At 72.2% G+C, this 15,369-nt stretch carries 11 protein-coding genes; 8 read left to right on the forward strand and 3 right to left on the reverse strand.

Annotated features, from left to right (window positions below):
* Positions 1-13 precede the first annotated feature (13 nt).
* The 7 genes from pstA to ABT070_RS12040 all read left to right on the forward strand — a co-directional run bounded on the left by pstA (position 14) and on the right by ABT070_RS12040 (position 10,306).
* On the forward strand, positions 14-1,384 hold the full coding sequence (gene pstA / locus ABT070_RS12010) for a phosphate ABC transporter permease PstA (RefSeq protein ID WP_351758236.1): 1,371 nt from the start codon (positions 14-16) through the stop codon (positions 1,382-1,384).
* Positions 1,381-3,102 (forward strand): phosphate ABC transporter substrate-binding protein PstS, encoded by a 1,722-nt coding sequence (pstS, locus tag ABT070_RS12015; RefSeq protein WP_351758238.1) that lies wholly within the window; start codon positions 1,381-1,383, stop codon positions 3,100-3,102. Before pstA ends, pstS begins: the two co-directional genes overlap by 4 nt.
* A complete protein-coding gene (locus ABT070_RS12020) occupies positions 3,099-5,561 on the forward strand; it encodes a hypothetical protein (RefSeq protein WP_351758241.1) in 2,463 nt (820 codons plus the stop codon). The genes pstS and ABT070_RS12020 overlap by 4 nt, the downstream gene beginning before the upstream one ends.
* A 144-nt stretch (positions 5,562-5,705) precedes the next feature.
* Positions 5,706-6,731, forward strand: a complete 1,026-nt coding sequence (locus tag ABT070_RS12025; protein WP_351758244.1) for a hypothetical protein — start codon at positions 5,706-5,708, stop codon at positions 6,729-6,731.
* Positions 6,732-6,836: 105 nt separating this feature from the next.
* Entirely contained in the window at positions 6,837-8,324 is a 1,488-nt protein-coding gene (locus ABT070_RS12030) for an Ig-like domain-containing protein (protein ID WP_351758246.1), read from the forward strand.
* Between the two features lie 134 nt (positions 8,325-8,458).
* Positions 8,459-9,400, forward strand: a complete 942-nt coding sequence (locus ABT070_RS12035; protein WP_351758249.1) for a sortase — start codon at positions 8,459-8,461, stop codon at positions 9,398-9,400.
* 21 nt (positions 9,401-9,421) lie between these two features.
* Positions 9,422-10,306 (forward strand): phosphate ABC transporter ATP-binding protein, encoded by an 885-nt coding sequence (locus ABT070_RS12040; RefSeq protein ID WP_351758251.1) that lies wholly within the window; start codon positions 9,422-9,424, stop codon positions 10,304-10,306.
* Between the two features lie 187 nt (positions 10,307-10,493).
* Here the strand turns inward: ABT070_RS12040 and ABT070_RS12045 are convergent, their stop codons facing one another.
* The 3 genes from ABT070_RS12045 to ABT070_RS12055 all read right to left on the reverse strand — a co-directional run bounded on the left by ABT070_RS12045 (position 10,494) and on the right by ABT070_RS12055 (position 13,653).
* Positions 10,494-12,122: a phospho-sugar mutase gene (locus tag ABT070_RS12045; RefSeq protein ID WP_351758254.1), complete on the reverse strand. Its 1,629-nt coding sequence runs from the start codon at positions 12,120-12,122 to the stop codon at positions 10,494-10,496.
* Positions 12,123-12,278: 156 nt separating this feature from the next.
* Positions 12,279-13,103, reverse strand: coding sequence for a purine-nucleoside phosphorylase (locus tag ABT070_RS12050; RefSeq protein WP_351758256.1), 825 nt, complete (start codon positions 13,101-13,103; stop codon positions 12,279-12,281).
* A 112-nt stretch (positions 13,104-13,215) separates the two neighbouring features.
* On the reverse strand, positions 13,216-13,653 hold the full coding sequence (locus ABT070_RS12055) for a gamma-glutamylcyclotransferase family protein (RefSeq protein WP_351758258.1): 438 nt from the start codon (positions 13,651-13,653) through the stop codon (positions 13,216-13,218).
* Between the two features lie 96 nt (positions 13,654-13,749).
* Here ABT070_RS12055 and ABT070_RS12060 point away from each other — a divergent pair, with 96 nt between their 5' ends.
* The gene (locus ABT070_RS12060) at positions 13,750-15,198 is read left to right on the forward strand and encodes an NAD(P)H-quinone dehydrogenase (RefSeq protein WP_351758261.1); all 1,449 of its coding nucleotides are present in this window, start codon (positions 13,750-13,752) and stop codon (positions 15,196-15,198) included.
* Positions 15,199-15,369: the final 171 nt, after the last annotated feature.

Below are 15,369 nucleotides of genomic sequence, written 5' to 3' on the forward strand. Positions count from 1 at the left end.
GAGAACGAGCCCGATGACCGTCACCGTTCCACAGAGCCCGCCCGGCGACCACGGGCCGGGCGCCGGGCCGGCCGCAGAGGACGTGCCGCCGAGCGTCCCGGCCACCGTGCTCCCGGCGCGCCGCTCCGCGCCGTCCACCCGGGGGGCATCACACGGGGAGTCGCGCGGGGAGTCGCGCGGGGAGTCGCGCCGGAACCTGTCCACGCTGCGCGCGAGCGACGTGTACGCGCTGCTGGGCGCCGGCGCCGCGGCCCTCGCCGTCACCTGGCTGATGTTCGACCGGCTGCTGCCCTTCGACGGCACGCTGGGCTTCGTCGTCCTCGCCTACGCGCTCTTCCTCGGCCTCTACGCCCTGTTGGTCTCCTTCGACGAGGACGGACCCGCCGTCCGCGACCGGCTGGCCGCCGTGGTCGTCCAGAGCCTCGGCCTGGTGATGCTCACGGCGCTCGCCTTCGTGGTCGTCTACACGCTCTACCAGGGGCGCACGGCGCTGCCGCACCTGAACTTCTACACCGAGTCGATGGCCGACGCCGGACCGCTCGAGCCGCTCGGCGTCGGCGGGGTGCTGCACGCGATCGTCGGCACGCTGTGGCAGATCTCCATCGCCCTGGTGATCTGCATCCCGACCGGACTGGTGTGCGCCGTCTTCCTCAACGAGGTGCCGGGCGCCTTCAGCCGGTTCGTCCGCACCATCGTCGAGGCGATGACCGCGCTGCCGTCCGTCGTGGCCGGCCTGTTCATCTACGCGACCGTCATCCTCGGTCTCGGCGTCGACCAGTCCGGTATCGCCGCCGGACTGGCGATCTCCGTGATGATGCTGCCGATCATCATCCGCGCCTCGGACGTGGTGATCCGGCTGGTCCCCGGCACCCTGCGCGAGGCGTCCTACGCGCTCGGCACCTCGCGGTGGCGCACGGTCTGGCACGTGGTGCTCCCCACGTCGCGGTCCGGACTCACCACGGCGATCATCCTGGGCACCGCGCGCGGGGTCGGCGAGACCTCGCCGGTGCTGCTGACCGCGGGCTTCACCCAGGAACTCAACACCGATCCGCTCCACGACCCGATGGTGTCCCTGCCGCTCGCGGCCTTCAAGCTCGTCGAGTCGCCCGAGCCCACCTACATCGCCCGCGGCTTCGGCACCGCGGCGGTCCTGCTGGTGCTGGTGCTCGTCCTGTTCGTCGCGGCCCGGGTCATCGGCGGCCGCGGCCCGGGCAAGTTGACCCGCCGTCAGGAACACCGTCGGGTGCGGGCGTCCCGCCGTGACGCACAGCGCTTCGCCGCACGCGCGGCGACCGGCCCCGTACCGGCCGCCTCCGCACCGACCCGTTCCGCATCGACCCGTTCGGCAGCGTCCGGTTCCGCATCGACGAGGAGCACCACGTGATACCCGCACCCGTCCGTCGTCCACGCGCCCTGCGTGCGCACCAGGCGTCGGCGCTGGTCGTCGCCCTGGTCTGCGTGCTGCTGGCCCTCCACCCACCGGGTGCCGCGGCCGCCGGTCACGTGAAGATCAGCGGCTCCGGCTCGACATGGAGCGCCAACGCCATCGAACAGTGGCGCCGCAACGTCCGCCAGCAGGGCATGACCGTGAACTACTCCTCGGTGGGCTCGACGGTCGGCCGTACCCAGTTCGCGAACGGCACGTCCGACTTCGGCGTCTCCGAGATCCCCTACGGGCTCACCGAGTTCGGTGCGACGGACACTCCGCCGTCGCGCAAGTACGCCTACATGCCGATCGTCGCGGGCGGTACGTCCTTCATGTACAACCTGAAGATCGGCGGCCGTCGGGTCACCAACCTCCGGCTGTCGGGTGACGTGCTCGGCAAGATCTTCACCGGCGGGATCACGATGTGGAACGCGGCGGAGATCAAGGCCGACAACCCGAAGCTGGCCCTGCCGGCCCGCCGTGTCGTCCCGGTCGTCCGCTCCGACGGCTCCGGTACCACCGCCCAGTTCACGCTGTGGATGTCCAAGCAGCACTCCTCCCTGTGGAACGCCTACTGCAAGCGGGCCGGCAAGCCCACGCCGTGCGGTCTGACCTCGTACTTCCCCAACATCCCTGGTTCCGGCTTCGTCGCCCAGTCCGGCTCGCTCGGTGTCGCGGGCTACACCAAGCAGCCGCAGGCCGAGGGCGCCATCACCTACGTCGAGTACTCGTACGCCAAGAACGCGGGCTTCCCCGTGGTGAAGGTCCTCAACAAGTCCGGCTACTACGTCGAGCCGACCGCCTCCAGCGTGGCGGTCGCACTGACCGAGGCCAGGATCAACAACGACCCGCGCTCCGCGAACTACCTGACCCAGAACCTCGACGGCGTCTACACGTACGGCGACCGGCGCACCTACCCCCTCTCCAGCTACAGCTACATGATCATCCCGACCAGGGAGGAGATGGGTTTCACCAAGGCCAAGGGCGCCACGCTCAGCGCGTTCGGCAACTACTTCCTGTGCGAGGGCCAGCAGCAGGCCGACCGGCTCGGCTACTCGCCGCTGCCGATCAACCTGGTCGAGGCGGCCATGGAGCAGGTGCGCAGGATCCCCGGCGCCGAGACGGGGAACATCAACATCAACAAGTGCAACAACCCGACGTTCTCCAGCGACGGCACCAACCTCCTGGCCAGGAACGCCGCATTTCCGCAGGCCTGCGACAAGAAGGGCGCGGACCAGTGCTCCACCGGCACCGGTGGCGCCAGGACGCCCACCGTGTCGAGCGGAAGCGGGGGCAGCGGTTCGGGAGGTTCGGGTTCGACCGGTGGCACGGGTTCGACCGGCGGCTCGACCACGACGGGCGGGCCGGGCTCGTCGGGGACGGCCGGTACCACCGGCGGCGGCACCACGACCGGCGGCACCACGGCCGGCACGAGCGCTACGACCGGTGGTGGTGCGGTCGACCCCGACACCGGTGAGGTGCTCGGCGCCGACCCCGGCACCGGGGACACGTCCGTCGCCGCCAGTCCGGTCTCCCTCGCCTCCGGCGACGCCCTCGGACTGCGCACCGCCCTCATGGCGCTGTCCGCCGTCCTCCTGGTCGGTGTGGTCGTGGGACCGCCGCTGGTCGGGCGGGTCCTGACCAACCGCTCGCGCCGCAACGGGGGTTCGGCATGACCGCCCGGTCCCGGCCGGCCGCCGGGGCACGGCCGCGGCCTCGCGTCGTCGCCGCCGTGGGTGCCCTGCTGGCCGGGCTCGTCCTGGCCCTGCTGCCGCTGCCGCCCGGCACCACGCCCGCCGCCGCGGCGGACGGCTCCGCGGTGACGGTGACGGGGAGCAAGGGCGCGTACGACGACTTCTCCGGACTGAAGGTGACGGTCCACCAGACGAGGGACCTGCGCTCGCAGGGCGTGCGGATCACCTGGGAGGGCGGAGCCCCCACCCCGGAGGGCACCTTCGACAACAACTTCCTCCAGATCATGCAGTGCTGGGGGGACGATCCGGCCGGGCCCGGCCGGGAGCAGTGCGTCTACGGCGGGACGGACAACGTCGTGGTGCCGGGTCTCTTCGCCCAGTCCCGTGAAGTCCTCACCGAGCCCGGCTCCTTCGCCACCGACCCGGCCGAGACGCAGTACACGGGGAGGTCCTTCGTACCGTTCCGGCCGGTCGGCGACCTGCCGCCCACCACGTCGGCCAAGGACAAGACGTACTTCGGCCCGCTCGACACCAACGAGCAGATCGCCAACCGCACCTTCGCGGCCGGCACGGGCGAGGTGACCTTCGAGGTGCAGGACGGGATCCAGGCGCCTCACCTGGGGTGCGGCCTGAACACGGGGGCCGCGGGCGGCACCCCCGCACCGCGGTCGTGCTGGCTCGTCGTCGTGCCGCGCGGCATCCACAACGCCGACGGCACGGACGTCACCCGGACGGGCGGCTGCGCGGGCTGCGACCTCACCGTCGACGGCTCGCCCCTGTCCGCGACGAACTGGGCCCGGCGGATGGTGGTCAGGCTGGACTTCCTGCCGGTCGGCGCGTTCTGCCCGGAGGGCCAGCCGGAGCGGCCCACGGTCGGCTCGGAGCTGACCACCGACGCCGTCACCTCCTGGCAGCCGTTGCTGTGCACCTCCACGGGCAGCACCTTCGCCTTCACCCAGGGAGGGGAGGAGCAGGCCAGGGCGCAGGTGCAGAACACGACGGACGACACACCCGTGCTCGGTTTCACCGTCGACCCGGTGGCCGGGCCGGAAGGCGCGCCGAAGATCGTGCACGCACCGCTGGCCGTGTCCGGACTGGCGATCGCCTTCTTCATGGAAAGCGCGTCCGGGGTGGTGCAGGAAATGAAACTGACGCCACGGCTCGTCGCCAAGATGCTCACCCACTCCTATACGAAGGACGTCACCCTGGCCGCCGCGCCGGAATATCTCCAGGGGAATCCGGAGCGCTTCGACCTGGATCCGGAGTTCCGGAAACTGAATCCGGAATTCCCGACGCTGAGTGGACAGCCGACCAGTCTCATGGTCCCGCTGCAGAGCTCCGACACCACGCGGCTCGTCTGGAACTGGCTCCAGTCGGACCCGGAGGCCCGTGAATTCCTCTCCGGGAAAACGGACCCCTGGGGAATGAGGCCGAACCGCCATTACCAGGAGCTGGGCCTGGCGGACGCCACCTCGCTGACCGACTTCCCCAAGGTGGATCCGACGACGTCACCGGCGCTCGCCAACGGCGACCCGCCGCTCACCTACACCGTGACGGACCTGGACCCGTACATGGCCGACCTGCACGACGGCGCGCTGCGCACCCGCCGCGGCAACAACGGCAACGTCGTCAAGTGGGAGCCGGGGAACAACGCCCCGCCCAAGCTCGTCAACGACAGTCCGCTGCCGGGCCGACACGCCACCATGGCGATCGTCGACACCGCGTCGGCCGAGCGCTACGGGCTGAAGACGGCGGCCCTGCGCAACGCGGACGGCGCCTTCGTGCGGCCCTCGGCCGACGCGCTGACGGCCGCCGTCGGCCGGATGCGGCCGTCGTCCGTGGACGCGACGGTGCTCGAGCCCGACCCGGCACGGGCCACGGGTCAGGCGTACCCGCTGACCGCCGTCGTCTACGCGGCGGCATCGGTGAACCAGGACGCCGCGGCCCGCGCGGCGTACGCGAAGTTCATCCGGTACGCGGCCGGCGCGGGCCAGACGCCCGGCCTGGCCGCGGGCCGGCTGCCCCCGGGATACGCGCCGCTGCCGACCGGGCAGCGTACGCGGGCCGAGGCCGCCGCCGACGCCCTGGAGAGCGGCACGACGACCGGGCCGCCGTCCGGAACGACGGATCCGGCCGGCGCCGGAGGACCCGGCCCGGGGGCCGACACCGCAGGCACCTCGTCCGGTACGGACACCGGTGGCGCGGCCACCGGCGGAACGGGCGGCGGCGGCGCCTCCACCGCGCCCGCGTCCGCCGCGAACGGCACCGCACCACCCTCCGCGGGGCCACAGCAGAATGTCGCGAAAACCGCCGGCGGAGTCACTCCAGGAGATGTTCTGGGGATTATCCGCTGGGTTCTTCTGGTCGTTCTGTTCCTGGGGGGAGCGGCCGGACTTTCCGGACCGATAATGGTGCGCCTCGGCCAACGGCGGTTTCCCTAAGGGGCGCCTAGGAAATCTCCGCTTAACCTTTCTCTCACGGGCAGTTGGTTGGTCAACAAAAGGAATTCCTGGAAGCGTATGCGGTGGCCGGCCGAGAGGTCGGCAGCCAGTAAATCCGGGTAAACCATAACGAGGGGTTCAGAAATGAACGTCAAGTCCCACGCCAAGGTCGGCGCCGCTTTCGGTGTCGCGGCTCTCGGTCTCGGCATCCTGGCCGCTCCGGCTTCGGCGGACCCGAACCCGATCACCGACCACCGCCAGCTGGCCGGCGTCGGTTCGGACACCACGCAGTACGTGATGAACGGCCTGGGTGACGTCATCACGAACGCCAACGGCAAGGTCATCGCGTCGTGGAACGCCACGCCCACCGACCCCGCCGTCACCACGATCACCACCAAGAACCCGACCACCTCGCCGAGCTGCACCCTCAACCGCCCCAACGGTTCCTCGAACGGCATCGTCGCGCTGAACAACGACATCACCGCCGGCACCGGCTGTGTCGACTTCGCCCGCTCCTCACGCGGTCCGGTGGACTTCACCACCTCGGACCTCACCTTCGTGCCGTACGCCAAGGACGGTGTCACCTACGCCACCGACCTGGGCAGCACGGTGCCGACGAACCTGACGAAGGCACAGCTGGCGAGCATCTACACGAACTGCACCTACACCAACGCCTCGGGCACCTCGGTCACGGTGGCACCGCTGCTGCCGCAGACCGGCTCGGGCACCCGGACCTTCTGGCTGTCGGCCATCGGCGTCAGCGAGTCGCAGGTCGGCTCCTGCGTCACCCAGGGCGTCCAGGAGCACGACGGCACCGCGATCACCGCCGGCAACCAGCTGATGCCGTACTCGATCGCCCAGTGGATCGCCCAGGGCAAGGGCTTCGCGGACGTCGCCAACCGTCGTGGCGAGTCGCGCCTGCGCAGCATCAACGGCACCGCCCCCACCACGGGCTCGGGCACCGCGCTCGCGCTCAACACGGCCTTCGACGCCGGTTTCCTGCGGGACGTCTACAACGTCGTCCCGACCGCCAGGCTCTCCGACGCCGTCATCGCGGACACCTTCGTCGGCTCCGCCTCCAAGGTCTGCTCCAACGGCTCCACCATCAACAGCTACGGCTTCGGCACCGTAGCCAACTGCGGCGCCACGACCCTCACGGGCGAGCGCTGATCCGTGGACTCCGACTGATCCCCGCGCAACGGCCGGGCACCCTCGGGTGCCCGGCTCCGCGCGCTGTCCCTGTACACCCGTCAACCGACCCCGGGGGGCAACGAAATGACCGTGCCGCATCCCTTCCGAAGAACGGCCGCCGTACTGGCCGCCTGCGCCCTGCTCGCGGTGGGCCTGGTGACCCTGGCCATGTCCCAGTCCCAGCCCGCCCGGGCGGCGTCCGTCGGCGAGTTCACCATGACACCCGGCAGCGGCAGGCTGACCGACCCCCAGCCCCTCGCCGGTTCCCTCGCGATCCCGGGCATGTGCCCCGACGTCACCCTCGAGGAACTCAACTGGAACAGCGTTCTCAACCTGTACGTGGTCAAGGCCGACGGCACCGAGGTGACGGCGCTGAGCGGCATCACCAGCAAGGGCCCCTACACGGCGGCGACCTCGGCGATCTCGCTGGCCGCGGCGGACAACAGCGGACTGTTCGTCGGCAGCCTGTCGAACGTCATCACCGGCGACGGCACCTATGAGCTGCGCGTGCGCTGCGTGGACAACTTCGACTGGGCGGTCGCGCCGGACTCGATCGTCCCGGGCGACCCGTACTGGTCCCAGAAGATCACCGTGACCGGCGACACCTGGGTGGTCGGCGAGGGCGCCACGGCCACCGGCCTCGGCCTGGCGGCGGTACCCGGCGACGTCGAGCCCGGGGCGCAGGTCAAGCTCACCGCGACGGTCTCGCCCGCGGAGGCGACGGGTACCGTCACCTTCCTGGACGGCACGACGACCCTGGGCGAGGCCGCCGTCACCGGCGGCAGGGCCGAGTTCACCACGACGACGCTGGCCCAGGGCCGGCACGACGTCACGGCCCGGTTCACCCCCGCCGACCCCGGGGACTGGGGGGCCTCGGAGGCTCCGGCCGCCACCGTCCTCGTGTACCCCGCGGACTACGAGATCCGCGATGACTCGGACACCCGGCTGGCCGTCGAGCCGGAGCTCCGGCGGGGCCAGAAGGTCAAGCTGGTCGCCCGGGGCTGCTCGGCCGGTACGTCGTACACGATGACGATGAGCGGCAACGACGCCGCCTTCCCCGCCGCCACGGCGGACGCGAGCGGCGTGGTGACCTGGCCGTCCCTCACCGTCCCCGACAACGCGGTCGCCGGACGGGCGTTCTGGACCTTCACCGCGGCGGGCAAGAACTGCAAGGTCAACGCCGGTACGGGCGCGGAGTTCAGCACCGCCTCCTTCACCGTCCCCGAGCCGTCGACCGGGTCCGCCTCGCCGACCGGCGATCCGTCGGACGACCCGACCGGCGACCCCACGGACGACCCGACCGGCGAGCCCACCGACGGTGCGACCGACGGCACCTCGGGCGGCTCCTCGGGCGGCTCCTCCGGCACGACGTCGGGCACGACCTCCGGCTCCACCGGCGGCGACTCCGGTACCGGCGGGACCTCGACGACCGGCGGCGGCCTCGCCTCCACCGGCAGCGAGATCGCCCTGTTCTCCGGCATCGGCGCCGTCGTCCTGTTCACGGCCGGCCTCCTGGTCGTCCGGTTCGGCCGCCGCAGCGGACTGCTGACGTTCGGCGACCCCCGCGCGTAACGGCGGCCGAGCACGGGCGGCGGGTCCCGTCCGCCGCCCGCGCCGGCCGTTCCGCCACCGCACTCGACACACGGCACCGCACCGCACCCGACACCGCACCCGGCACCGCCCACCACTTCACAGGAGCGCTCCCCGTGACCGTGCTCTCCCCGCCCCCACCGGCCGAGACGTCGCCGGTGCGGGCGCCCTCGCCCGATCCGGCGGCCGCCCCCGGCCCGCGTCGGGCGGAGCGCGCCGGGCTCGCGTTCGCCGGCGCCGCGCTGTGTGTGCTCGCCGCCCTGCTGCTCGGCTTCGCGGCCGACCTCACCGTCGTCGGCCACCTCCAGCACGCCCGCGACCAGCAGACCGCCTACGACGAGCTGCGCCGTCAACTCGCCCTCGGTATCGCGCCGGTCGGGCAGCGGACGTACGAGGGCGACATGCTGACGCCGGGCGCGCCCGTCGCCCTGCTGCGCATTCCGGCCCTGGGCGTGAAGGAGGTCGTCGCGGAGGGCACCACCTCCGGGGTGCTGATGTCCGGCCCCGGCCACCGCCGGGACACCCCGCTGCCGGGACAGGCCGGCACCAGCATCGTCATGGGCCGCCAGTGGGGGTACGGCAGCCCGTTCAACGACCTCCACCAGTTGCCCGTCGGCGCCGAGATCCGGGTGACGACCGGTCAGGGCACCGCCACCTACACCGTCTCCGGGGTCCGCCGCGAGGGCGACCCGCTGCCGGCCACGCTCCGGCAGGGCCAGGGCCGGCTCACCCTGATCACCGCCGAGGGCGGCCCCTACACGCCGTCCGGCACGGTCCGGGTCGACGCCACCCTGACGAGCCCGGCCCAGCCCGGCCCGGCCCGTCCGCTGACGCTCGGCTGGATCGACGAGTCCGAGAAGGCGATGGGCACCGAGGGCGCCGCCTGGCTCCCCGTCTTCCTCTGGACCCAGGCGCTGCTCCTCGCGGCCCTGCTCACCACGGCCGCCTACCGCGTGTGGGGCCGCTGGCAGACCTGGATCGTCGGCGTGCCCGTGCTGGCGGCCCTCGGCCTCGCCGTCTCCGGCGCCGCCACCCGACTGCTGCCCAACCTGCTCTGACCGACGAGGAGTTCACCCATCATGTCCCAGACGCCCGACGTGGCCGACACGCTCGTCGACGAGAACCCCGCCCCGACGACGAGGCCGGAGCGCCTGCAGCCGGGCGGCCAGGTCCGCGCGGGCGCGAACAACCCGGCCACCCTGGAGGCGGACTCCGTCTCGGCCTGGTTCGGCGACCACAAGGTCCTGGAGCACGTCTCGCTCACCATGCCCGCCCGGAAGGTCACCGCCCTCATCGGCCCCTCCGGCTGCGGCAAGTCCACGTTCCTGCGGATCCTCAACCGCATGCACGAACTGATCGGCTCCGCCTCCCTCGCGGGCCGGGTACTGCTCGACGGCGACGACATCTACGACCGCGGGAGGCGCATCACCCACGCCCGCCGGGAGATCGGCATGGTCTTCCAGAAGCCGAACCCCTTCCCCGCGATGTCGATCCACGACAACGTCACCGCGGGCCTGAAGCTGGGCGGTATCAGGGCCGGCCGCGACGCCAGGGACACGCTCGTCGAGGAGTGCCTGACCAAGGCGGGCCTGTGGAAGGAGGTGCGCGACCGCCTCAGACAGCCCGGCGGCGCGCTCTCCGGCGGCCAGCAGCAGCGTCTGTGCATCGCGCGTTCGCTGGCCGTACGGCCCCGGGTGCTGCTCATGGACGAGCCGTGCTCGGCCCTCGACCCGACCTCGACACGACGCATCGAGGAGACGATCCACGAACTGTCCGACGACGTGACGATCGTGATCGTCACCCACAACATGCAGCAGGCCGCCCGCGTCTCCGACCAGTGCGCGTTCTTCCTCGCCGAGCAGGGCACCCCGGGCGGGATCGTCGAACACGGCCCCACGAAGGACATGTTCGGCAGCCCGCAGGACGCGCGCACCTCGGACTACGTGAACGGCCGCTTCGGATGACCGGCCCGGGGCGCCCCGTCCGACGTGACGCCATGGGGGCGCGGGACGTCCCGGAGACGGGTGCGCTCAAAGGGGGAAGACGAGCGCGGCCCGCCGCACCGCCCGTCCAGCATGCGGCGGACGGGACCGGAGCGGGCGTCCGGGGAGCGTGCGACGGGCCGGCGCGAGATGAAGCGTGCGGCGCCGGTCAGATGCCGGCCGCCGCCGACAGGTCCCGCTTGATCGCGGTGAGCAGGCCGTCCGCCGTGTCGCGGGCCGCCGGGAGGTCGGCGTGGGCCGGGACCGGGACCACGACCTCCAGGTAGCACTTCAGCTTCGGCTCGGTGCCGCTGGGCCGGACGATGACCCGGGCGCCGTCCAGCGTGTAGCGCAGGCCGTCGGTGGGGGGCAGCCTGTCCGTGCCCAGGGTGAGGTCCTCGGCCCTGGTGACGGCCAGGCCCGCGAGCGAGGTCGGGGGCCGCTCGCGGAGCCGCTCCATCGCGCGGGCGATGAGCGAGAGGTCCTGCACGCGGACCGAGAGCTGGTCGGTGGCGTGCAGACCGTGCTCCACGGCGAGGTCGTCGAGCAGGTCGAGGAGGGTGCGGCCCTCGGACTTGAGGGTGGACGCGAGCTCCGTGACGAGCAGGGCGGCGGTGATGCCGTCCTTGTCGCGTACGCCCTCGGGGTCCACGCAGTAGCCGAGGGCCTCCTCGTAGCCGTAGCGCAGGCCGTCGACGCGGGCGATCCACTTGAAGCCGGTGAGGGTCTCCTCGTAGGGCAGGCCCGCCTTCTCCGCGATACGGCCGAGGAGGGAGGAGGAGACGATCGACTCGGCGAAGACACCGCGCGCGCCGCGCCGGACGAGGTGCGCGGCCAGCAGGGAGCCGACCTCGTCGCCGCGCAGCATGCGCCAGTCGCCCTCGTGGGGCACGGCCACGGCGCAGCGGTCGGCGTCCGGGTCGTTGGCGATGATCAGGTCGGGGCCGGTCTCGCGGGCCCTGGCGAAGGCCAGGTCCATCGCGCCGGGCTCCTCCGGGTTGGGGAAGGCGACGGTCGGGAAGTCCGGGTCGGGCTCGGCCTGCTCGGCGACGAGGACGGGCTCCGGGAAGCCCGCGCGGGCGAAGGCCGCCAGCAGGACGTCCTTGCCCACGCCGTGCATCGCCGTGTACACCGTGCGGGCCGTGCGGGCGGAGTCCGGGGCGAGGACGGCGTCCGTGCGGGCGAGATAGGCGTCGAGGACGGCGTCGTCGAGGGTCTGCCAGCCGGCCTCGGGACGCGGGACGTCCTTCAGGGCGTCGATCGCGTCGATCTCGGCCGCGATCCCGGCGTCGGCGGGCGGCACGATCTGCGAGCCGTCCCCCAGGTACACCTTGTAGCCGTTGTCGCGCGGCGGGTTGTGGCTGGCGGTGACCTCCACGCCGGCGACCGCGCCCAGGTGCCTTATGGCGAAGGCGAGGACGGGGGTGGGGAGCGGACGGGGGAGCACGGCCGCCCGGAATCCGGCGCCCGTCATCACGGCCGCCGTGTCGCGGGCGAAGTCCTCCGACTTGTGGCGGGCGTCGTAGCCGATGACGACGACCCCGCCGGTCCCGCCGTTCTTGGTGAGGTACGCGGCGAGGCCGGCCGCGGCCCGGATCACGACGGAACGGTTCATCCGCATGGGCCCGGCCCCGAGCTCACCGCGGAGCCCGGCGGTACCGAACTGCAGGGTGCCGCCGAAACGGTCGGCGAGCTCGGTGACGTCCTCGGCCTCGATGAGCCGGGCGAGCTCGTCGCGGGTCTCCGGGTCGGGGTCCTCGGCCAGCCATGCGTGGGCGCGGGCGATGACGTCGTGCACGTCGGTGTCAACCTCTCGTCGTCTCGTGGTCCGGGTTCCCGGGGGCTGCGCCCCGGATCCCCATCGGCCCCGAACAGGCCTCGTCCTCGAACTCTCCCGCAGGGGGACCGTCGGACGGGCCGAGCCGCAGGGACCGGCGCGGCGGTGGGACCGCTGCTACAGCCGGCCCAGCACCTGTGCCAGCAGGGAGCCCATGCGCGTCGCCGAGTCGCGCCCCGCCTGGAGGACCTCCTCGTGGTTCAGCGGTTCGCCGGTCATGCCGGCGGCGAGGTTGGTCACGAGGGAGATGCCGAGCACCTCGGCCCCGGCCTCACGGGCCGCGATGGCCTCCAGCACGGTCGACATGCCCACGAGGTCCGCGCCGATGGTCCGGGCCATCCGGATCTCGGCCGGCGTCTCGTAGTGCGGGCCGGGGAACTGGGCGTAGACGCCCTCCTCCAGCGTGGCGTCGATCTCCTTGCACAGGGTGCGCAGCCGCGGGGAGTACAGGTCCGTGAGGTCCACGAAGTTCGCGCCGACGATGGGGGACGTCGCCGTGAGGTTGAGGTGGTCGCTGATCAGCACCGGCTGCCCGGGGCGCATGCCCTCGCGCAGGCCGCCGCAGCCGTTGGTCAGCACGATCGTCTTGCAGCCGGCCGCCACCGCCGTACGGACGCCGTGGGCGACGGCGGCGACGCCGCGGCCCTCGTAGTAGTGGGTGCGGCCCAGGAAGACCAGCGCCCGCTTCTCGCCGATCTGGTACGAGCGGATCGTGCCGCCGTGGCCCTCGACCGCGGGCGGCGGGAAACCGGGCAGCTCGGTGACCTGGAACTCGGCTTCGGGGACGCCCAGGGCGTCCACGGCCGGTGCCCAGCCGGAGCCCATCACGAGGGCGACGTCGTGGGTCTCGGCGCCGGTCAGTTCGCGCAGACGCGCGGCGGCGGCGTCGGCGGCGGCGTGCGGGTCGCCCTGGATGTCGTCCGGGAGGAGAGATGCGTTCACGCGATGAGGGTAGCCGGTTCCGGCCTACGCGCGTAGATGACAGAGCCCACGGGATGGCGATCGTTGTCTTGTCGTTTCCAACGAGCCGGACCCGGCGCAGCCCCGGCGGGACTCAGCAGGGACGCTTGCGCAGCTCCATCACATAGTCGTGCGGCGCCCCCGCCGACTCCGCCGCGTCGGCGATCTCGCCCAGGTAGCGGGCCGCGGGCAGGCCGCCCTCGTAGCCGTTCAGCACGAACATCCAGGCGGACTCCTCCCGGTCCAGCGTCTGCACCCGCACCCGGGCGCGCCGGTAGATGCCGAGGCCCACGCCCTCCCAGCGGTCCAGCGAGTCCTCGTCCATGGGAGCCACGTCGTACAGCGCCACGAAGACCTGAGCGCCGGGGTCCTCGACGACCGTCGCCAGCGCGCCCTCCCAGCCCAGCTGCTCGCCGCCGAACGTGAGCCGCCACCCGTTCAGCCAGCCGGTGGCGCGCAGTGGCGAGTGGGGAGCGCGGCGGGTCATCAGCCGCGCGTCGAGGTTGCCGGCGTACGCGGCGTAGAGCGACATGCAAGGAGAGTACGGCAGGCCGCGCACGCGTCACTCTCGTAACGGTGGCGCCCCCCGCGACCCCCGGGGCGGTACCACCGGCCCCCGTGCGGGACAATGGAGTACGTGACTCGGATCGTGATCATCGGTGGCGGACCCGGCGGCTATGAGGCTGCCCTGGTGGCCGCGCAGCTCGGCGCGGAGGTGACCGTCGTCGACTGCGACGGTCTGGGCGGGGCGTCGGTGCTGACCGACTGCGTGCCGTCGAAGACCCTGATCGCCACGGCCGAGGTGATGACCACCTTCGACTCCTCGTACGAAGAGCTGGGCATCATCGTCGCCGACGACACCCCGCCGCTGGAGCAGGCGGCCCGGGTCGTCGGGGTGGACCTCGGCAAGGTCAACCGGCGGGTGAAGCGGCTCGCGCTCGCCCAGTCGCACGACATCACCGCCTCCGTCACCCGGGCCGGCGCGCGCGTGCTGCGCGGACGCGGCCGGCTGGCGGGCATGCAGGCCCTCGACGGCTCGCGCAAGGTCGTGGTCAGCGCCGCCGACGGTACCGAGGAGACCCTCACCGCCGACGCCGTCCTGCTGGCCACCGGCGCCCACCCGCGCGAGCTGCCGGACGCCCAGCCCGACGGCGAGCGCATCCTGAACTGGACCCAGGTCTACGACCTCGGCGAGCTCCCCGAGGAGCTCATCGTGGTCGGCTCCGGTGTCACCGGCGCGGAGTTCGCCGGCGCCTACCAGGCCCTCGGCTCCAAGGTGACCCTCGTGTCCTCGCGCGACCGCGTGCTGCCCGGCGAGGACCCGGACGCCGCCGCCGTCCTCGAGGACGTCTTCCGGCGCCGTGGCATGAACGTCATGGCCCGCTCGCGGGCCGAGTCCGCCAAGCGGGTCGGCGACCGGGTCGAGGTCACCCTGTCCGACGGCCGGGTCATCACCGGCTCGCACTGCCTCATGGCGGTCGGCGCCATTCCCAACAGCGAGGGGATGGGGCTGGAGGAGGCGGGCGTCAAGGTCCGCGAGTCCGGGCACATCTGGACCGACAAGGTCTCCCGGACCACCGCCCCCGGCGTGTACGCGGCCGGTGACGTGACCGGGATCTTCGCGCTGGCCTCCGTCGCCGCCATGCAGGGCCGGATCGCCATGTACCACTTCCTCGGCGACGCGGTGGCCCCCCTCAACCTGAAGACCGTCTCCTCGAACGTCTTCACCGACCCCGAGATCGCCACCGTCGGCTACAGCCAGGCCGACGTGGACGGCGGCAAGATCGACGCCCGGGTCGTCAAGCTGCCGCTGCTGCGCAACCCGCGCGCCAAGATGCAGGGCATCCGCGACGGCTTCGTCAAGATCTTCTGCCGGCCCGGCACCGGGATCGTCGTCGGCGGTGTGGTCGTGTCGCCGCGCGCCTCGGAACTCATCCACCCGATCTCGATCGCCGTCGACAACAATCTGACGGTCGAACAGATCGCGAACGCGTTCACCGTGTATCCGTCCCTTTCCGGGTCGATCGCGGAAGTGGCGCGACAGTTGCACACCCGGAAGACGGCGGGCGAGGTCTGACGGCCGGTTTCGACTCCCCGCCGGTCACGGGGAGTTGACGGCGCGTCGTCGCCGGGTTGCCGGACGTGCGGGAGGCATGGGCGCCTGAACCAGGCCCTATACCACTCCCCGACCCCCTGTGCGAACAACTTCTACTATTCGGCGCAAAGAGCTGAAAGCAGACGGTCGTCC

The sequence above is a fragment of the Streptomyces sp. NPDC002884 genome (assembly GCF_040295245.1).
Classification (GTDB): domain Bacteria; phylum Actinomycetota; class Actinomycetes; order Streptomycetales; family Streptomycetaceae; genus Streptomyces.

Coding starts and splice junctions, on each gene's coding strand:
- pstA (WP_351758236.1), top strand. CDS start 14: ATGACCGTCACCGTTCCACAGAGCCCGCCCGGCGACCACGGGCCGGGC.
- ABT070_RS12020 (WP_351758241.1), top strand. CDS start 3,099: ATGACCGCCCGGTCCCGGCCGGCCGCCGGGGCACGGCCGCGGCCTCGC.
- ABT070_RS12025 (WP_351758244.1), top strand. CDS start 5,706: ATGAACGTCAAGTCCCACGCCAAGGTCGGCGCCGCTTTCGGTGTCGCG.
- ABT070_RS12030 (WP_351758246.1), top strand. CDS start 6,837: ATGACCGTGCCGCATCCCTTCCGAAGAACGGCCGCCGTACTGGCCGCC.
- ABT070_RS12040 (WP_351758251.1), top strand. CDS start 9,422: ATGTCCCAGACGCCCGACGTGGCCGACACGCTCGTCGACGAGAACCCC.
- ABT070_RS12055 (WP_351758258.1), bottom strand. CDS start 13,653: ATGTCGCTCTACGCCGCGTACGCCGGCAACCTCGACGCGCGGCTGATG.
- ABT070_RS12060 (WP_351758261.1), top strand. CDS start 13,750: ATGGAGTACGTGACTCGGATCGTGATCATCGGTGGCGGACCCGGCGGC.